Consider the following 19110-nt stretch of genomic DNA (forward strand, 5'->3'; position numbering starts at 1 on the left):
GCGGAGTGTGGGCTCCGCGGACGGGTCGGTACGGCCGTGGGGGACGGCCGGGTCAGAGCGAGGAACGGACCTGGGGGGACAGCGAGTCACCGACCTGGTTGATCAGCTCGGACATCATGTAGCTGACCTCGCCGATGTCCGCGTCCCTGGTGGTCATGACCAGGAGCGAGGCGCCGCTGGAGACGGCCATGGAGAACATGTAGCCGCCCTCCATCGCGGTGAGGCTGTGCTCCACCGGGTCGGTGTCGGTGAGCTGGGCGGCCGCGGACAGCAGGTTCACGACGCCGGAGGCGATGGCGGCCAGCCGGTCGGCGTCGTCGCGCTCCACGCCGGTGTACGCGAGCGCGAGTCCGTCCACGGACACGGCTATCGCCTGGGTGACCTCCGGGATGCGTCCGGCGAAGTCGCTCAGGATCCAGCTCAGGTCGGTGGGTGAGGTCATTTCTTGGTCCGTTCGGTGTCGTCATTGTTGGCGGGACGCCCGCGGGGGTTCGTGCTCCGGCTGATGCCCTGGGCGTAGGCCGCCAGGACGTCGGATACCTGCCGGGAGTCCCGGCGTCGGGGGGTCGGCCGCGGCGCACCGGCGCCGGACCGCTGCTCGGTGGCGGCCCGCTTCTCCCGTACGGGCCACTGCTGGGGCGCGGTGCGCTTGCGGACCGGGAGGCCGGAGGCGCTGACGCCCGCGATGCGCGAGTCCGGCTCGTCGTGCACGGGGTGCGGGGCGGGCGGGTCGGCGACGTCGGTACGGGCCGGGGCCTCGTGCTCCTCGCGCGCGGCCGGGTCCGCCGGCCTGCCGGGGCGGGCGCCGAGGCCCGCGCCGACCGGGCGGCCGACCCGTCCGCGTACGGCGTCCTTCTTCCGGCGGGTGACGACCGTACGGGGTGACTCGAAGCCGTTCTCCGTCGGCGGCGCCGGCTCCTCGGAGACCTCGGCCAGCACCTCCTTGGGCAGGGTGACCTCGGCGATGGTGCCGGGGCCCGAGGAGTCGCGCAGCTCGACAACGATGCCGTGCCGGGCGGCGAGGCGCGCCACCACGTGCAGACCCATGGACCGCACGTCCCCGATGCCCGTCTTCGGCTCGCGCAGCCCGGCGTTGAGCACGGCGCGCCGGTCCGCCGAGATGCCCACGCCCTCGTCCACGATCTGGACGACGGCCCGGTCCCAGAGCCGCCAGACGGCGACCCCGACCTGGGCGTCGGGCGGGGAGAAGCGGGTGGCGTTGTCGAGGAGTTCCGCCAGGATGTGCGCGACGTCGTGCACGGCACGGGCGGCGATGCCGATGCCCGCCTCGACCGCACCGAGGGACACCCGGTCGAAGCGCTCGATCTGCTGGGCCGCCGCCACGATGACGGTGGAGCAGCCGATGTCCGCGGAGCGCACCCGGGCGTTGCCGTAACCGCCCAGCACCAGCAGGTTGTTGGTGTTGCGTTCCATGCGGATGGCGAGGTGGTCGAGTGCGAAGAGCGTCTTCATGCGCTCCGGGTCGGCCTCGTCGCGCTGCACGGTGTCCAGCTCGGACACCATGACGCTGGTCAGCTGGGCGCCGCGGCGGGCGACCCGGACCAGGGTCTCGGCGAACTGCTCGTGCACCCGGGCCTGTTCGGCCGCGAGGCGCACCGCCTCGTGGTGGACGGCGTTGAACGCCTCGCCGACCTCACCGATCTCGTCCCCGCTCGTGGTCTCGACGGGGTTGCCGGTGCGTTCGGCGACCTGCTCGGGGGTGGACCCGCTCAGCGCGCCGGGCTGGGACAGCTCGCTCATGACGGCGGGCAGCCGGGTGTGGGCCACCTCGTGCGCGGCGTTGCGCAGGTCGCGCAGCCGGTGGATCATGACGCGGCCGAGGCGGATGGCGACGAGGACGACGCCGACCAGGGTCAGCAGCACCAGGGCGACCTCGCCGCCGGCGGTCCACAGCAGCCTGGTGCGCTCGGCGTCGACGGTGGCGGCGACGGACTCGTCGATCCGCTCCTCCACCTGGTGCAGCAGGGTCTGGCGGTCGTCGGACGCCTTCTGCCACGCCTCGGGGGTGACGCCGATCGGCTTGCTGGTGTCCGTGCGGCCGATCCGGTCCTCCAGCTTGCGGGAGGCCAGGGCCTTCGGGCCGGAGAGGGTGCGCTCCAGCCAGGTCCGCCACTCGGCCGGCCCGAGGCCGAACATGACGCCGGTCGACTCGGTGTAGCCGAGCCGGCTCGCGTCGAAGGTGCGCTGGGACGCCGCGGTGAAACCACCCGCGGCCTGCGCCCTCATGACGGTGATCTGCTGCTGCGCGGTGTGCTCGGCGGCCTCGGACAGGGCCGCGGCGGCGCGGATGCGGTCGGCGATGTCGGCGTCGACACCGTCGGCCTGCGCGATGCCGTCGCGGTAGCCGTTGAGGTCCGCGATCACGATCCGGTAGCCGAAGGCGAGCGCGGAGATGGTGGTGCTGCCCGAGCGCACCTGGGCGCGCAGGGCGGGGAGTTCATTGATGAAGCGGTCGATGCGGTCCAGCGACTCCTGGGCGCTCCCGGGCACCTCGGAGAGTCCGCCGGCGCGGCTCTTGAAGGTGGCGATGCTCTTGTCGGTCGCGTCGGAGCTGGCCTGGAAGGCGGATGAGTCCCCCTGATCGGAGACCAGTGCGGTGGCGGCCGCGCGCTCACGCTGCAACTGGTGGGTTAAGTCGGCCGCGCCGGCGGCGACGTCGACCATGTGGGCCAGCCGGTTCGCCTGGAGTGCCTGGTTGGTGGCGGGCGCGAGGGCCAGGGCCGAGAACGTGACCGCGACGGTGAGGGGAGCGGTGACCAGCAGGACGAGGCGGCGATTGATTTTCACTGCGCGGCTCCGTCGCCGGAACCGGGCTTGAGTATCGGTGACACGCAGATACCTGTTAACGGGTTGGGGGGTGTCGGTGGGGACGCTCGTACGTCGTGCGCACAGTTACAGAGGGAACGGATGGGGTGGGTGGGGCTCGCGTTGCGCGGCTTGATCCTATGCCTAGTGCACAACGCCAGATGCGTGCAGCGTCGAAAATTTGCGTTCAGTTCGCTGTGTGAAAGCGGTCGGATTCGGTCAAGTGTGGCTGCGGAGTGCCGGATTGGCCCAGGTGTGCGCGGCCTGACAGCCTCCACACAGATGCGCGAAGTCAGGAGAAGTCGCGTCCGATTAGCGAAGGCGACGATGCGTCACTCCGCCCACCCCGGAGCGAACAGGCCATCCTGCGGCGGCACATGCTCCTACGGCACGCCGCCTTGACCTGACGCATGAAAGCGCCCGCCCGGCCACCACGGCTCGGACGGGCGCCGGTTACTCGCTCAGGCCCCCACGTACTGCGCCAGATGCTCGCCCGTGAGCGTCGAGCGCGCCGCGACCAGATCGCCGGGGGTGCCCTCGAAGACCAGCGTGCCGCCGTCGTGGCCGGCGCCGGGGCCCAGGTCGATGATCCAGTCGGCGTGGGCCATCACGGCCTGGTGGTGCTCGATGACGACGACCGACCTGCCGGAGTCCACCAGCCGGTCCAGCAGCCCCAACAGCTGCTCCACGTCCGCGAGATGGAGTCCGGTGGTCGGCTCGTCCAGCACGTAGACCCCGCCCTTCTCGCCCATGTGCGTGGCGAGCTTCAGCCGCTGCCGCTCACCGCCGGAGAGCGTGGTCAGCGGCTGGCCGAGGCTGAGATAGCCGAGCCCGACGTCCACCAGCCGTTCGAGGATTCGGTGCGCGGCCGGTGTGCGCGCGTCACCGGAGCCGAAGAACTCCTCGGCCTCGGCGACCGGCATCGCCAGCACCTCGCTGATGTCCCGCCCGCCCAGCCGGTATTCGAGGACCGACGCCTGGAACCGCTTGCCCTCGCACTCCTCGCAGACCGTGGCGACGCCCGCCATCATCGCCAGGTCCGTGAAGACGACGCCCGCGCCGTTGCACGTCGGGCACGCGCCCTCCGAGTTGGCGCTGAACAGCCCCGGCTTCACGTCGTTGGCCTTGGCGAACGCCTTGCGGACCGGGTCGAGCAGCCCGGTGTACGTGGCGGGGTTGCTGCGCCGCGAACCGCGGATCGCGCTCTGGTCGACGGTCACCACACCGTCCCGCCCGGCCACCGAACCGTGGATCAGCGAGCTCTTCCCGGACCCGGCGACACCGGTGACGACGGTCAGCACGCCGAGCGGGATGTCCACATCGACACCGCGCAGGTTGTTCGCCGATGCGCCCCGCACCTCCAGCACGCCGGTGGGCTTGCGGGTGTCCGCCTTGAGCGTCGAACGGTCGTCGAAATGGCGCCCGGTGACGGTGTCCGAGGCGCGCAGCCCGTCGACGGTGCCCTCGAAGCAGACGGTGCCGCCCGCCGTACCGGCACCCGGGCCGAGGTCCACGACGTGGTCCGCGACCACGATCGTCTCCGGCTTGTGCTCCACCACCAGCACGGTGTTGCCCTTGTCGCGCAGCCGCAGCAGCAGGTTGTTCATCCGCTGGATGTCGTGCGGGTGCAGCCCGGCGGTCGGCTCGTCGAAGACGTACGTGGTGTCGGTCAGCGAGGAGCCGAGGTGGCGGATCATCTTGACGCGCTGCGCCTCGCCGCCGGACAGCGTGCCGGCGGGCCGGTCGAGCGCGAGGTAGCCGAGGCCGATCTCCACGAACGAGTCGAGGGTCTGCCCGAGCGCGGTGAGTAGCGGCGCCACCGAGGGCTCGTCCAGCTCACGGATCCAGGCGGCCAGGTCGCTGGTCTGCATCGCGCAGGCGTCCGCGATGCTGATGCCCGCGATCTTCGAGGACCTTGCGCCCTCGCTGAGCCGGGTGCCGTCGCAGGCCGGACAGGTGGTGAAGGTGACCGCGCGCTCCACGAAGGCCCGGATGTGCGGCTGGAGCGCGTCCTTGTCCTTGGACAGGAACGACTTCTGGATCTTGGGGATCAGCCCCTCGTACGTGAGGTTGACGCCCTCCACCTTGACCTTGGTGGGCTCCCGGTACAGGAAGTCCCGCATCTCCCTCTTGGTGTACTTCGCGATCGGCTTGTCGGGGTCCAGGAAGCCGGACTCGGCGTAGACCCGTACGGTCCAGAAGCTGTCGGACTTCCAGCCGGGGATGGTGAACGCGCCCTCGGCGAGGGACTTGGAGTCGTCGTAGAGCTGGGTGAGGTCGATGTCCGAGACCGTGCCCCGGCCCTCGCATTCGGTGCACATGCCGCCGGTGCGGTTGTAGGTGGCCTTCACGGTCTTCTTGTTGCCGCGCTCGACGGTGATCGCACCACTCGCCTTCACCGACGCGGTGTTGAAGGAGTACGCGCTGGGCGGGCCGATGTGCGGGGTGCCGAGGCGGCTGAAGAGGATGCGCAGCATGGCGTTGGCGTCGGTCGCCGTGCCCACGGTCGAGCGGGTGTCGCCGCCCATCCGCTGCTGGTCCACGATGATCGCGGTGGTCAGCCCCTCCAGGACGTCCACCTCGGGGCGGGCCAGGGCGGGCATGAACCCCTGAACGAACGCGCTGTACGTCTCGTTGATCAGCCGCTGCGACTCGGCGGCGATCGTGTTGAACACCAGCGAGCTCTTGCCGGACCCGGAGACGCCCGTGAACACCGTCAGCCGGCGCTTGGGGATCTCGATGCTGACGTCCTTGAGATTGTTCACGCGCGCCCCGTGCACACGGATCAGATCGTGGCGGTCGGCGGCGTGCGGCCGCGTGCCTGTGGCCCTGCTCATGGTGTCTCCCTGGATTGGCGGAGCCGTCGCACAGCCCGTCGTCACCGGCGGCTTTCCCGGTTCATGCCCTCACGCTAGCGGCGTCCCCCGCAGCGGGGCTTCTCGATTCCTGACCGGCCGCGTCACCTGCTTCGCCACGCAGGACGGCAGGCCCGCGGTGGCCTGCGCCGCCTCCTGCCGGTAGACGCTCGGCGGCATCCCGACCAGCTCCGTGAAGCGGGTGCTGAACGTGCCGAGCGAGGAGCAGCCGACCGCGAAGCACACCTCGGTGACGCTCATGTCCCCCCGGCGCAGCAGCGTCATCGCGCGCTCGATGCGCCGGGTCATGAGGTAGCCGTACGGGGATTCCCCGTACGCCCTCCGGAACTCGCGGCTGAGGTGGCCCGCCGACATGTGCGCGCCCCGCGCCAGCGCCTCGACGTTCAGCGGCTGGGCGTACTCGCGGTCGATCCGGTCGCGGACCCGGCGCAGCCGCGCGAGATCGCGCAGGTTCTGCGTGGCGTCGGATTTGCTCGTCACGCTCGAAGCGTACGTCGTGGGGGAGCGGCCCGCCCGGGTATCGCGCCCCGGGATCAGGTGCGGGTGGCCGTGTCGCAGTCCGCGGCGTCCCGGTCCTTCATCCGCTCGTCCATCGAGGTGCCCCGCTCGTACGGGTCGATCTTCGTGGCGTCGTCCGAGGGCCCCCGCTCCTTCTCGAAATCGGGGCGGAAGTAGCCGGTGGTGTTGTCGCAGCCCCCGTTGGCGGAGTCCAGCCGGTACGACTTCAGCGCGAAGGTCCCCGGTGTGCCGATCACCTTCTCCGGGTCGTCCCAGCTCATCACGATCTCCCGGCGGGCGATCGTACGGGCGACCTCGTCGCCGTCCCCGGACGCCCGCACGAGGGCGTAGACGAAGGTGACGTCGGCGGTGATCTCGACCGCGCCGCGCTCGCCCTCCCGGTAGGTGAGCGCGCCGCGCGTCTTGATCACGTCACCGGCCAGGCGCGCGTACGCCGGGTCGAAGCGGCTGAACAGCAGCAGCGGGTCGTACTTCCGGGTCGGGCTGTCGAAGGCGTTCGCCAGGTACTCCTCGATGCCGGGCTGCTTGGTGTTGAGGGCCGCGATGGCCTTCGCCGGCCGTTCGCCGCGCAGCACCGCCGGGTCGAGGCCGGCGTCGGAGAGGAAGGCCAGGCTGTTGTCGAGCGCGTCGGACACCTGCTTCTCGCTCATCCACCCGGTCGCCCGCGCCGACGGCATCGTGATCCCGGCCGTCCCGGCGGCCCAGTGCTCCGCCGGTGACCCCTTGAACGGGTCGTCGAGGGTGGGCCGCCCGGGCGCCGCCGTGGAGTCGCCCGGGCCGTGGAAGCCGAGCCAGCCGGCCGCCCGGCCGGGGACCAGCGCCACGACGAGCAGTGCGACGACGACCACCAGGCCCACCACGTACCAGGTCCTGCCGCGTCGCCGGGGCGGCTGGTGGGTGCGCCATCCCGGGGGCGGTGCGGTCTCCTCGCGCAGCCGCTGGGCCACCATCCGGGCCCGGGCGGACGGTTCCTCGGGGGCACCGGGGGTTCCGGCCTCGGCCTCCCGCAGGAAGCGCTCCCACTCCTCGTCCGGTATGGATGACCCGCCCGTGTCCACGCTGTGCCCCCGTCCCCTCCGGCCTGCCCGCCGGTCCGTCTTTTCCCGCATCATCACACAGCCCGGTGACACCCGACCGGCCATCGGGCCGCGGCCGATGAGGCCCGTGCGTTACGGCTTGCGGCCGACCGCGACATAGCCGGGGGTGACGATCTCGCCGGTGCCGGGGACCGGCTCGCCGAGCTCGGGGTGCCATGCCTCGGCGGCGACGATGCCGGGCTCCACGATCTCCAGCCCGTCGAAGAACGAGGCGAACTCGTCGCGGGTGCGCGGCGCGAGCGTCAGGGTGTTGGCCTTGTACATCTTGTCGACCTCGCGCGCCTCCTTCGGGTGGAAGTCGGCGGTGATCTGCGAGATGACCATGTAACTGCCGGGCGCGAGCACATCGGTCAGCCGGCGCACCAGCTCGTGCGCGCCGTCCTCGTCGCTCACGAAGTGGAGCAGCGCGATCATCGACAGCGCGACCGGCTTGCCGAAGTCCAGCGTCTTGCCCGCGTGTTCGAGGATGGTGTCGACGTTGCGGGCGTCGGCCTGGACGTAGTCGATGACGCCCTCGGGCGTGCCCTTGAGCAGCGCCTCGGCGTGGGCCAGCACGATCGGGTCGTTGTCGCAGTAGACGACCCGGGTGGCGGGGGCGGCCTCCTGGGCCACCTGGTGAAGGTTGGGCTCGGTGGGTATGCCGGTGCCGATGTCGAGGAACTGGCGGACGCCCTGGGTGGACAGCCAGCGCGTCGCGCGGTGCATGAAGGCCCGGTTGATCTTCGCCATCACCGGGACGTTCGGCTCGACGGCCAGCATCTGACGGCCCATGGCCTCGTCCACCGGGTAGTTGTCCTTGCCGCCCAGGAACCAGTCGTACATCCGCGCGGGATGCGGCTTGCTGGTGTCGATGAGCGGGGCGGTGGGGTCGTTCTCCGGTCGGGACATGGCCAACTCCAGGGTGCGGGAGGCGCTGCGGATGATCAGCTCGGCCCCACCTTAAGTAACTCGGCCGCCGAGCAGGGAGAGTTCGCGGGCCGATGACAGTTACCAATGCGTAACTTACTCATGGGTTACCACCGGTAAGCCCCGCTGTTAGCTTGCGCTCACCCGTACTTCCGGAGCAGAGCGAGGAGTGAGCCTTGAGCCGCAAGGACCGTTCGCGTTCCCCCCTTCCCCCACGCCGCGTCCGACCCTTCCGCGCCGCGGCCGTCGCCGTGACCGCGGCGGCCTGCGTGACCGCGGCGGCCTGCGTGACCGCGGCGGCCTGCGTGGCCGCGTACGCCGCGCCCGCGTCCGCCACGGACGGCACCGCGCCCGTGGTGTCCCGGGGCGTGACCATCCCCGACTTCTACGACCCGCCCGCACAACTGCCCGCCGCCAACGGCGCGCTGATCCGGACCGAGCCCCTGCCGCTCGCCCTGAGCCTGCCGGGCCTGGACGGCCGCCCGATGCCGGGCACCGCCACCCGCCTCATGTACCGCACGACCGACTCCAACGGCCGGCCGGCCGCGGTGACCGGCGCCTACATCGAGCCCTCGGCCGGCTGGAAGGGCGGCGGCGCCCGCCCGCTGGTCGCGCTGGCCTCCGGCACCATGGGCCAGGGCGACCAGTGCGCCCCCTCGCTGGCCCTCCAGCACCCGCTGGCCATCACCCCCGAGTCCGTGTCGGTCGGCTACGAGACCCTGGCCGTCTACCGGCTGCTGGCCGCCGGAGTCGCCGTCGTCGTCACCGACTACGTGGGCCTCGGCACCACCGACCGGCTGCACACCTACGTCAACCGGGTGGACGAGGGCCATGCGCTGCTCGACGCGGTCCGCGCCGCGCACCAGCTGCCCGCCACCTCGCTCACGGCCGCGTCCCGGACGGGCCTGTACGGCTACAGCCAGGGCGGCGGGGCCAGCGCGTCCGCCGCCGAGCTCCAGCCCTCGTACGCCCCCGAGATCCAGCTCGCCGGCACCTACGCCGGGGCGCCGCCCGCCGACCTGACCGCGACCATGAAGGGCATCGACGGCAGCGCCCTGGCCGGGGCCCTCGCCTGGTCGATCAACGGCTTCGCGCAGGCCGACGCGGATCTGCGCGAGGTCGTGGAGGCCAACATCAACGACGCCGGGCGGGCCGCGCTGAAGGACGCCTCGACCATGTGCGTCGGCGACGCGATCCTCGGCTACGGCTTCGCGAAGAGCTCCAAGTGGACGACCACCGGCAAGTCCCTCGGCGAGATCATCGCCGCCGAGCCCAAGGCACAGGCCGCGCTCGACAAGCAGCGCATCGGCACCCTCAAGCCGTCCGGCCCGGTGCGGGTGGCGACCGGCATCCAGGACGACATCGTGCCGCACCGCCAGGCGCGTCAGCTCGCCGTCGACTGGTGCCGCAAGGGCGGTGACGTCACCTACGACGCCGTCATCCTGCCCAACCTCGGCGACAAGATCCTCACCAACCACCTGGTCCCGCTCATCACCGACCAGGGCGACGCCATCTCCTGGATGACCGACCGCCTGGCGGGCAAGCGCACCACCTCCAACTGCTGGACGATGCCGATCCAGCCCTGACCGCTCGCCCACCCGCCCCGGCCCGCGCCCACGGGAAACCCCGTGCGCGTGGACCGGGGCGACGGTTAGGGTCGGCACATGAACATTCACCAGCTCTACGGCTGACGCGGCCGGGGCCCGCCCCCGACCCCGTCCGGCACACCGTGTCCGCGCGCCCGACGACCGGCCTCCGCCGGGGTGGCGACGCGCCGGTCCGCCGCGTCCACTCCCGCCGCAGAACTGAAAGAGTGATCCCATGTCACGCCGCCGTGCCCATATCGCCATGATCGGCATCCCCGCCGTGAGCCACGTCCTGCCGAGCATCGAGGTCATCCGCGAACTGGTGGCCCGCGGCCACCGCGTCACCTACGCCAACGACCCCGTGATGGCCGAGCGCATCGAGGCCACCGGCGCCACCTTCGTACCGTACGACTCCGTGCTCCCGGTCGGTGACAACGTCTGGCCCGACGACCCGATCGCCGCCATGGGCCTCTTCCTGGACGACGCCGTCCAGGCCCTGCCGCAGCTGCGCGCCGTCTACGACGAGGACCCGGCCGACCTCTACCTGTACGACATCGGCGCGTACCCGGCCCGGGTGCTGGCCGAGTCCCAGAACCGCCGCCTGATGCAGCTCTACCCGACGTTCGTCGGCTGGCGGAGTTACGAGAAGGACGTGGCGGCCCAGCTGTGGACGCTGCCGGGGGCCGACGCGTACCGGACGAGGTTCACCGAGTGGCTGGCCGGGAACGGCGCGACCACGCGGGACATGGACGCCTTCACCGGCCGCCCCGACCACACCCTCGCCCTGATCCCCCGGGCGATGCAGCCGCACGCGGACGACGTGGACATGGACACCGTCACCTTCGTCGGGCCGTGCTTCGCCGGGCGCGGCGAGGAGCAGAACTGGACCCGGCCCGCCGGGGCGGACAAGGTGCTGCTGATCTCGCTGGGCTCCGCGTACACCAACCGCCCGGAGTTCTACCGCAATTGCCTGGCGGCCTACGGCGACCTGCCCGGCTGGCACGTCGTGCTCCAGGTCGGCAAGCAGACGGACCTGGCGGAGCTCGGCACCGTACCCGGCAATGTCGAGGTGCACCGGTGGGTGCCGCAGCTGGCCATCCTCCAGCAGGCGGATGCCTTCGTCACGCACGCCGGGATGGGCGGCAGCTCCGAGGGGCTGTTCAGCGGGGTGCCGATGATCGCCGTGCCGCAGGGCGTCGACCAGTTCATGAACGCCGACAAGCTGGCCGAGCTGGGCGTCGCCCGCCGCATCGACACCGACGACGCCACCCCGGAGGCCCTGCGCGCAGCGCTCACCGCGCTCGTCGACGACCCCGAGGTCGCCCGGCGTTCGGCGCGGCTGCGCGAGGACGCCCGGGCGGAGGGCGGCACCCCGCGCGCCGCCGGCCTGGTGGAGGAACTGCTCGGCTGAAACGGGACCGGCCGGGGCGGTGAGCGGTTCTCCGCGCTCAACGCCCCGGCCGGGCACTCCAGCTGAGGGAGTATCAGCCCTTGCGGGTGTTGATCTCCTCGGTGAGCTGGGGGACGACGTCGAAGAGGTCGCCGACGACGCCGTAGTCCACGAGGTCGAAGATCGGGGCCTCGGCGTCCTTGTTGACCGCGACGATGGTCTTCGAGGTCTGCATGCCGGCCCGGTGCTGGATCGCGCCGGAGATCCCGTTGGCGATGTACAGCTGCGGGGAGACGGACTTGCCGGTCTGGCCGACCTGGTTGGTGTGCGGGTACCAGCCCGCGTCCACCGCCGCACGCGAGGCGCCCACCGCGGCACCCAGCGAGTCCGCCAGGGCCTCGATGACCGCGAAGTTCTCCGCGCCGTTGACACCACGGCCACCGGAGACCACGATCGCGGCCTCCGTCAGCTCCGGACGGCCCGTCGACTCACGCGGCGTACGCGACAGCACCTTCGTACCCGTGGCGGCGGCGGAGAACTCCACCACCAGGGCCTCCACCGCACCCGCACCGGCGACCGCCTCGACCGGAGCCGAGTTCGGCTTCACCGTGATGACCGGGGTACCGTGCGTGATCCGGGACTTCGTGGTGAACGACGCGGCGAACGCCGACTGCGTCGCCACCGGACCCTGGTCACCGGCCTCCACGTCGACCGCGTCCGTGATGATGCCCGACCCGACCCGCACCGCGAGACGCGCCGCGATCTCCTTGCCCTCCGCCGAGGAGGACACCAGCACCGCGGCCGGGGACACCACCGCGAAGGCGGCCTGGAGCGCGTCCACCTTCGGCACAACGAGGTAGTCGGCGAACTCGGGGGCGTCGGCGGTCAGCACCTTGACCGCACCGTGCTCGGCGAGCACGGCGGCGGTGCCGGCGGCACCGGCACCCAACGCGACGGCAACCGGGTCACCGATACGCCGCGCGAGCGTCAGCAGCTCCAGCGTCGGCTTACGGACCGCACCATCCACATGATCGACAAAGACGAGAACTTCAGCCATCAGACCCACTCCTGCACATCAGCGAAAACGAACGACGGAACCCCGAAGCGGGATCAGATGAACTTCTGGCCGGCCAGGAACTCGGCCAGCTGCCTGCCGCCCTCGCCCTCGTCCTTCACGACCGTCCCCGCGGTACGGGCCGGACGCTCCGTCGCGGAATCCACCGCACTCCACGCACCCGCCAGACCCACCTCGTCCGCGTCGATCCCCAGATCATCCAGATCCAGGGACTTCACCGGCTTCTTCTTCGCCGCCATGATCCCCTTGAACGACGGATAACGCGCCTCACCCGACTGGTCCGTCACCGACACCACCGCCGGCAACGACGCCTCCAGCTCCTCCGACGCACTGTCCCCGTCACGACGCCCCCGCACCACACCACCCTCGACCGACACCTGCGACAGCAACGTCACCTGCGGCACACCCAGCCGCTCCGCGAGCAGCGCCGGAACCACACCCATCGCCCCGTCCGTCGACGCCATCCCCGAGACCACCAGGTCGTACCCGGTCTCCTCCACCGCCTTCGCCAGCACCAACGACGTACCCAGCACGTCCGTACCGTGCAGACCGTCGTCCTCGACGTGAACCGCCTTGTCCGCACCCATCGACAACGCCTTGCGCAACGCGTCCTTGGCATCCTCCGGACCCACCGTCAACACAGTGACCTCCGCATCACCAGCCGCCTCCGCGATCTGCAACGCCTGCTCGACCGCATACTCGTCCAGCTCCGACAACAGACCGTCGACATCCTCACGATCCAACGTCAGATCATCGGCAAAACGCCGGTCACCCGTCGCATCGGGCACATACTTCACACAGACAACGATCCTCAAGCTCACGCCGGCCTCTCCCTACCTGGTGGTGTCCTACGGGAATCTTAATGGCACTCAGTACCCTTCGTAAAGGTACCCAGTGCCGAACAGTCGCTTTCGGTGTTACGTTTCCGCCATGACCGAAGACCGCCGGCCGGCCAAGAAGCCCCCCATGCGTGACGTGCTCGCCGAGGCGGCCTTCGCGCTGTTCCTGGAGCGCGGGTTCGAGGGGACCACGGTGGACGACATCGTCGCCCGGGCCGGGGTGGGGCGGCGCTCCTTCTTCCGCTACTTCCCCTCCAAGGAGGACGCGGTCTTCCCCGACCACGAGGGGTGCCTCGCGGACATGACCGCCTTCCTGGCGGACGCCGACGGCACGGACCCGGTCGCCACGGTGTGCGACGGGGCCCGGCTGGTGCTGCGGATGTACGCGGAGAAGCCCGAGTTCTCCGTACAGCGCTACCGGCTCACCCGCGAGGTGCCCGGCCTTCGCACGTACGAGCTCTCCGTGGTGCGCCGTTACGAGCGGACCCTCGCCGGCTATCTGGAGCGGCGCTGGGCCGGGGACCCGGACGCCGGGCCCGACGCCGCCCTGCGTGCCGAGGTGATCGCCGCCTCGGTCGTCGCCGCGCACAACAACGGGCTGCGGTCCTGGCTGCGTTCGGGCGGCAAGGGTGATGCGGGGGCCGAGGTGGACCGGGCCCTGGAGCTGGTGCGCGCGGTGTGGGGCGGGGCGGACACGCGGCCCGCCGCACCCTCGCCGGAGCCTTCGCCGGACCCCGTGACCGCGCCCATGATCGCCCCCGTGACCTCCTCCGTGGGCGACGACGAGGTGATTGTCATGGTCGCGCGCAAGGGCGCCCCGATGTGGCGCGTGGTGCAGCACATCGAATCCGCGCTCGGCACCGCCTGACCGGCCCCGCGAGATTCGATCATCATTTCGCGGCACTCAGTGCCTTTACTCCTGGAACTAAGTGCCATACGGTGCCGGTGTGCCGCCGCCGAAGCTGCGGCGACCGAGTCGAGCGCGGGAGGCGGAACGTGTTCAGTACCGGAACCGACGTGATGGGGCGGCCGGCCCGCGAGGCGGCGGACGCGCACAGCCAGGAAGGGCTCGTCTATCAGGTGTGCCGCTGGTGCCACACCGCCTCCTTCCGCAAACTCCTGTGCCCCGTCTGCGCGTCGAGCGATCTCGAATCCGAGCACAGCGAGGGCCACGGCGTGGTCATCCGCTCCAACGTCGTCAACCGCTACTCGCGCGTGATGCGCAACGAGTCCCTGGTCCGCTTCCCCGAAGGCTTCGTCTACCGCTGCCGGATCGTGGGCGCGGCCCCGCACATGGTGAACGTCGGCGACCGGGTGCGACCCCTCGGCGGCCGCACCTCCGTGGCCGGCGAGGTCGTCCTCGAAGTCTGCGACCCGCCCGGCTCGGCCGGCTGGTACTGAGGGCACCACGCCCCGAAGTCATCCGATGAACTTTGCGCCCGCCCTTCACCCGGAGGGGCGGCGCCGCTACCATCGGGACGCGAAATGGGAGCGCTCCCACATCCGTTCACGCCCTTAACCGCCGTTGTCGGCGGCCCTGTTCGGAGGAGACGTTTCCGTGCGCAGAAGCGCAAGACCCTTCGCTGCCCTGGTGGCGGCACTCACCCTCACCGCCGGGCTCTTCGCCGCCGGTGCGCCGGCGTCGGCGAAGGACAACGACGCCGCGCCCATCGCCCAGGCATCCGATGTGTCCCTCGCGGCGGACACGTACGACTGGAAGAACGTCCGCATCGACGGCGGCGGTTTCGTCCCCGGGATCGTCTTCAACCGGACCGAGAAGAACCTCGCCTACGCCCGCACCGACATCGGCGGCGCCTACCGCTGGGACCAGTCGGGCAAGCGGTGGACGCCGTTGCTGGACTGGGTGGACTGGGACCACTGGGGCTGGACCGGCGTGGTGAGCCTCGCCTCGGACTCCGTCGACCCGGACAAGGTGTACGCCGCCGTGGGTACGTACACCAACGACTGGGACCCCACCAACGGCGCGGTGCTGCGGTCGTCGGACCGGGGCGCGACCTGGCAGGCGAGCACACTGCCCTTCAAGCTCGGCGGCAACATGCCGGGCCGGGGCATGGGCGAACGCCTCGCGGTCGACCCGAACAAGAACTCCGTGCTCTACCTCGGCGCGCCCAGCGGCAACGGCCTCTGGCGGTCCACCGATTCGGGCGCCACCTGGTCCGAGGTGACGGCCTTCCCCAACCCGGGGAACTACGCCCAGGACCCGACCGACACCAGCGGCTACGGCAACGACAACCAGGGCATCGTCTGGGTGACGTTCGACGAGCGCAGCGGCAGCGCGGGCAGCGCGACCCAGGACATCTACGTCGGGGTCGCCGACAAGGAGAACACCGTCTACCGCTCCACGGACGGCGGGTCCACCTGGTCGCGGATCGCCGGACAGCCGACCGGATACCTGGCGCACAAGGGCGTACTCGACTCCGACAACGGCTATCTGTATCTGACCCTCAGCGACACCGGCGGCCCGTACGACGGCGGCAAGGGACAGATCTGGCGGTACACCACCGCGACGGGGGAGTGGACGGACGTCAGCCCGGTCGCCGAGGCCGACACCTACTACGGCTTCAGCGGGCTCACCGTGGACCGGCAGCATCCCGGCACGGTGATGGCGACCGCGTACAGCTCCTGGTGGCCCGACACCCAGATCTTCCGCTCCACGGACAGCGGTGCGACCTGGACCCAGGCGTGGGACTACACCAGCTACCCCAACCGTTCCAACCGCTTCACCCAGGATGTCTCCTCGGTGCCGTGGCTGACCTGGGGCGCCAACCCGACGCCGCCGGAGACCACACCCAAGCTGGGCTGGATGACGGAGGCGCTGGAGATCGACCCGTTCGACTCCGACCGCATGATGTACGGGACCGGCGCGACGATCTACGGCACCGAGAACCTCACCGAATGGGACTCCGGCAGCCAGTTCGCGATCACCCCGATGGTGAAGGGCCTGGAGGAGACCGCAGTCAACGACCTGGCCAGCCCGCCGTCGGGCGCGCCGCTGCTCAGCGCGCTCGGTGACATCGGGGGCTTCCGGCACACCGACCTCGACGCCGTGCCGGACATGATGTTCACCTCGCCCAACCTCACCTCCACCACGAGCATCGACTTCGCCGAGAGCAGCCCGAACACGGTGGTCCGGGTCGGCAGCGCCGACGCCGCCCCGCACATCGGCTTCTCGACGGACAACGGCTCCAACTGGTTCCAGGGCTCCGAGCCGTCCGGGGTGACCGGCGGCGGCACCGTCGCGGCGGCGGCCGACGCGAGCGGCTTCGTCTGGAGCCCGGAGGGCACCGGTGTGTACCACACGACCGGGTACGGGAGTTCGTGGTCGGCGTCCACGGGGATACCGGAGGGCGCGACGGTCGAGTCGGACCGGGAGAACCCGGAGAAGTTCTACGGGTTCAAGGCCGGCACCTTCTACGTCTCCACGGACGGCGGCGCGACCTTCACGGCGAAGGCGTCGAGCGGCCTGCCCACCGAGGGCAACGTCCGCTTCAAGGCGGTCCCCGGCACCGAGGGCGACATCTGGCTCGCGGGCGGCGCCACGACGGGTGCGTACGGCCTGTGGCACTCGACCGACTCGGGGGCGACCTTCACGAAGCTGACCGGCGTCGACGAGGCGGACTCGGTCGGCTTCGGCAAGGCGGCGGCGGGCGCCTCGTACCAGACGCTGTTCGTCTCCGCGAAGATCGGCGGGGTACGCGGCATCTTCCGGTCCACCGACGCGGGCGCGACCTGGACCCGCATCAACGACGACGCCCACCAGTGGGGCTGGACCGGCGCCGCGATCACGGGCGACCCGCGCGTCTTCGGCCGGGTGTACGTGTCCACCAACGGGCGCGGGATCATGTACGGCGACTCGGCGGCCGGCGACGGCGGCACCGACCCGGGTACCGACCCTGGTACCGACCCCGGTACTGATCCGGGTACGGACCCGGGTGACGCGGCCTGTTCGGTGACGTACAAGGTCACCAACGAGTGGTCCGGCGGCTTCCAGGCCGATGTGACCCTCACCAACACCGGCAGCACCGAGCTGGACGGCTGGCAGCTCGCCTGGACCTTCCCGGACGGGCAGCAGGTCGGCCAGATGTGGAACGCGACGGCCGGTCAGGACGGGGCGAAGGTGACGGCCACCAACGTCTCCTGGAACGGCCGGGTGGCGCCGGGCGCGTCCGCGGGCTTCGGCTTCACGGGCACGCTGACCGGCGGCAACACGGCACCGGACGCCTTCTCGCTCGGCGAGGAGGTCTGCGCCACCGGCTGACGCGGGGCGCGGGGCCCCGCGCCGGGGGGCGGGCCGGGCGGCCCGGGCCCGTCCCCCGACACGGTCTTACTGGCCCCGTACAGGTTCGTCGGCCATACTGCCCGCCGTGGAGCAGCGCATAGACCCGAAGACCCAGCCCGCGTACGCCGCAGGGACCGACCCGGCGTACATCCCCGGTCTCACGGCCCCCCGACCCGCGGAAGCGGTGGAGGAGGAGCCGGAGAACACCGAGGAGCCCGCCCCCGCGGAAGCCGTCGCGGACGCCGTCGCCGAGCCGCCGGCCGACGAGGCGCCGGAGGCGAAGGAGGAGACCGAGGAGGACGAGCAGGAGGAGAGCGACGAAGAGGCCGCCGAGGGGCCCTCGTTCGAGGTGAGCGACCGGCGCGGCTCGATCTCGGCCGGGCCCGAGGGCGTCCGGTTCACGCTGGACGACCAGCAGGCGGACTTCGGCTGGGACGAGATCGGCGCGGTCGAGCTGAAGCCGGCCCGCCTCGGCCGCCGCTTCACCGTCACCGTCCACCTGTCGTCCCAGCGCTGGTTCAACGGCGAGGTCGAGGCGCCGTCCCGCGGCACCCTCAAGGAGTGGACCGAGGGCTTCGACGCGATCCTGGACACGCACTTCGAGGAGTCCTGACCGGGGGCGTTGCCCCCGAACCCCAGTCCTCGAACGCCGGACGGGCTGAAATCCAGCCCCGTCCGGTGTTTGAGGCGCGGTACGGCATCAGGCGTCCGCCAGCACCACCGAGCGCGTCAGGTGGCGCGGCGCGTCCGGGTCGAGCCCGCGCGCCGTGGCGCGGGCCACGGCCAGGCGCTGGACGCGGACCAGGTCGGCCAGCGGGTCCAGACCGCTCTCCACCCAGCGGGCGCCGGTCTCCAGGAGCTGTGCGCGCAGCCCCTCGGGCGCGGCGCCGAACATCCAGGTGGCGGTGGTGTCGGTGGCGATGGAGATCGGCCCGTGCCGGTACTCCATCGCGGCGTACGACTCGGTCCAGGACAGCGACGCCTCCTTCATCTTCAGCGCCGCCTCATTGGCGAGCCCGGTCGTCCAGCCGCTCCCGAGGAACGTGAACTGCGTGCAGTCCACCAGGCCCTCCGGCAGCGGCTCGGCCAGCGCCCGCTCCGCGTCCCGGACCACGGCGTCGGTGTGCAGACCGAGGTGCGCGCGCAGCAGCGTGAGCAGCGTGGTGGCGAACCGGGTCTGGACGACGGACCGTTCGTCCGCGAAGCCGAGGACGACGACCGCGTCGGCGGCGGTCATCACCGGGGTCTCCGGGTCGGCGGTGATGGCCACCGTGGGCGTGGTGCCGCGCAGCCGGCCGAGGAGTTCGAGGACCTCGGTCGTGGTGCCGGAGCGGGTGAGCGCGACGACCCGGTCGTAGCGGCGGCGGGCGGGGAACTCGGACGCGGCGAAGGCATCGGTCTCGCCCTGCCCGGACTCCTCACGGAGCGAGGCGTATGCCTGAGCCATGTAGAACGAGGTGCCGCAGCCGACGACGGCGACGCGCTCGCCCGGCGCGGGCAGCGCGGCGGCGTGACTCGGTGCCAGCTCCGCTGCGCGGCGCCAGCACTCCGGCTGACTGGCGATCTCGGTCTCGACAAATGACACTTTTGCACTCCGTACTGGTGATGGGATGCTCGTTTACGCACGTTACTCGCGATGAGCGAGCATTATCAAGCATTCCGCGTGCACGGGGCTTGACTCGCCGGAGCCTTGTGC

The 19110-nt window shown here is 71.2% G+C and carries 15 protein-coding genes; 6 read left to right on the forward strand and 9 right to left on the reverse strand.

What is annotated here, in order from left to right:
* Positions 1–52 precede the first annotated feature (52 nt).
* From OG338_RS24120 to OG338_RS24145, 6 genes are all read right to left on the reverse strand, one after another.
* Positions 53–442 carry a roadblock/LC7 domain-containing protein gene (locus tag OG338_RS24120; protein WP_328902891.1) on the reverse strand — a complete coding sequence of 130 codons (390 nt, stop codon included), beginning with the start codon at positions 440–442 and terminating at the stop codon, positions 53–55.
* A complete protein-coding gene (locus tag OG338_RS24125; RefSeq protein WP_405939302.1) occupies positions 439–2808 on the reverse strand; it encodes a nitrate- and nitrite sensing domain-containing protein in 2370 nt (789 codons plus the stop codon). Before OG338_RS24125 ends, OG338_RS24120 begins: the two co-directional genes overlap by 4 nt.
* 479 nt (positions 2809–3287) lie before the next feature.
* On the reverse strand, positions 3288–5663 hold the full coding sequence (locus OG338_RS24130; RefSeq protein ID WP_405939303.1) for an ATP-binding cassette domain-containing protein: 2376 nt from the start codon (positions 5661–5663) through the stop codon (positions 3288–3290).
* A gap of 69 nt (positions 5664–5732) precedes the next feature.
* On the reverse strand, positions 5733–6182 hold the full coding sequence (locus OG338_RS24135) for a helix-turn-helix transcriptional regulator (RefSeq protein ID WP_405939304.1): 450 nt from the start codon (positions 6180–6182) through the stop codon (positions 5733–5735).
* Between the two features lie 53 nt (positions 6183–6235).
* Positions 6236–7279, reverse strand: coding sequence for a hypothetical protein (locus OG338_RS24140; protein ID WP_405939305.1), 1044 nt, complete (start codon positions 7277–7279; stop codon positions 6236–6238).
* A 111-nt stretch (positions 7280–7390) separates the two neighbouring features.
* Entirely contained in the window at positions 7391–8206 is an 816-nt protein-coding gene (locus tag OG338_RS24145) for an SAM-dependent methyltransferase (protein WP_405939306.1), read from the reverse strand.
* Positions 8207–8400: 194 nt separating this feature from the next.
* Here OG338_RS24145 and OG338_RS24150 point away from each other — a divergent pair, with 194 nt between their 5' ends.
* Positions 8401–9810: a lipase family protein gene (locus OG338_RS24150; protein WP_405939307.1), complete on the forward strand. Its 1410-nt coding sequence runs from the start codon at positions 8401–8403 to the stop codon at positions 9808–9810.
* 235 nt (positions 9811–10045) lie between these two features.
* Positions 10046–11221 (forward strand): macrolide family glycosyltransferase, encoded by a 1176-nt coding sequence (locus OG338_RS24155; RefSeq protein WP_405939308.1) that lies wholly within the window; start codon positions 10046–10048, stop codon positions 11219–11221.
* Between the two features lie 73 nt (positions 11222–11294).
* On the opposite strand, the gene OG338_RS24160 is transcribed toward OG338_RS24155, so the two are convergent.
* Together OG338_RS24160 and OG338_RS24165 are read right to left on the reverse strand one after the other, a co-directional pair.
* On the reverse strand, positions 11295–12257 hold the full coding sequence (locus tag OG338_RS24160) for an electron transfer flavoprotein subunit alpha/FixB family protein (RefSeq protein WP_405939309.1): 963 nt from the start codon (positions 12255–12257) through the stop codon (positions 11295–11297).
* 53 nt (positions 12258–12310) lie between these two features.
* Positions 12311–13096, reverse strand: coding sequence for an electron transfer flavoprotein subunit beta/FixA family protein (locus tag OG338_RS24165; RefSeq protein WP_405939310.1), 786 nt, complete (start codon positions 13094–13096; stop codon positions 12311–12313).
* Between the two features lie 109 nt (positions 13097–13205).
* On the opposite strand from OG338_RS24165, the gene OG338_RS24170 reads away from it, so the two are divergent.
* The 4 genes from OG338_RS24170 to OG338_RS24185 all read left to right on the forward strand — a co-directional run bounded on the left by OG338_RS24170 (position 13206) and on the right by OG338_RS24185 (position 18027).
* Positions 13206–13982 (forward strand): TetR family transcriptional regulator, encoded by a 777-nt coding sequence (locus OG338_RS24170; protein WP_405939311.1) that lies wholly within the window; start codon positions 13206–13208, stop codon positions 13980–13982.
* 128 nt (positions 13983–14110) lie between these two features.
* Positions 14111–14515 (forward strand): Zn-ribbon domain-containing OB-fold protein, encoded by a 405-nt coding sequence (locus OG338_RS24175; protein WP_405939312.1) that lies wholly within the window; start codon positions 14111–14113, stop codon positions 14513–14515.
* A gap of 157 nt (positions 14516–14672) precedes the next feature.
* Positions 14673–17393 (forward strand): cellulose binding domain-containing protein, encoded by a 2721-nt coding sequence (locus OG338_RS24180; RefSeq protein ID WP_405939313.1) that lies wholly within the window; start codon positions 14673–14675, stop codon positions 17391–17393.
* Between the two features lie 106 nt (positions 17394–17499).
* The gene (locus tag OG338_RS24185) at positions 17500–18027 is read left to right on the forward strand and encodes a hypothetical protein (protein WP_405939314.1); all 528 of its coding nucleotides are present in this window, start codon (positions 17500–17502) and stop codon (positions 18025–18027) included.
* 87 nt (positions 18028–18114) lie between these two features.
* On the opposite strand, the gene OG338_RS24190 is transcribed toward OG338_RS24185, so the two are convergent.
* The gene (locus OG338_RS24190) at positions 18115–18999 is read right to left on the reverse strand and encodes an SIS domain-containing protein (RefSeq protein WP_405939315.1); all 885 of its coding nucleotides are present in this window, start codon (positions 18997–18999) and stop codon (positions 18115–18117) included.
* Positions 19000–19110 lie beyond the last annotated feature (111 nt).

Source organism: Streptomyces sp. NBC_00726, assembly GCF_045161735.1.
Classification (GTDB): Bacteria; Actinomycetota; Actinomycetes; order Streptomycetales; family Streptomycetaceae; genus Streptomyces.

What these genes read in the sequence shown, in the direction of transcription:
- OG338_RS24120 (WP_328902891.1), bottom strand. Translation starts at nt 442, where the DNA reads ATGACCTCACCCACCGACCTGAGCTGGATCCTGAGCGACTTCGCCGGA.
- OG338_RS24130 (WP_405939303.1), bottom strand. Translation starts at nt 5,663, where the DNA reads ATGAGCAGGGCCACAGGCACGCGGCCGCACGCCGCCGACCGCCACGAT.
- OG338_RS24145 (WP_405939306.1), bottom strand. Translation starts at nt 8,206, where the DNA reads ATGTCCCGACCGGAGAACGACCCCACCGCCCCGCTCATCGACACCAGC.
- OG338_RS24155 (WP_405939308.1), top strand. Translation starts at nt 10,046, where the DNA reads ATGTCACGCCGCCGTGCCCATATCGCCATGATCGGCATCCCCGCCGTG.
- OG338_RS24160 (WP_405939309.1), bottom strand. Translation starts at nt 12,257, where the DNA reads ATGGCTGAAGTTCTCGTCTTTGTCGATCATGTGGATGGTGCGGTCCGT.
- OG338_RS24170 (WP_405939311.1), top strand. Translation starts at nt 13,206, where the DNA reads ATGACCGAAGACCGCCGGCCGGCCAAGAAGCCCCCCATGCGTGACGTG.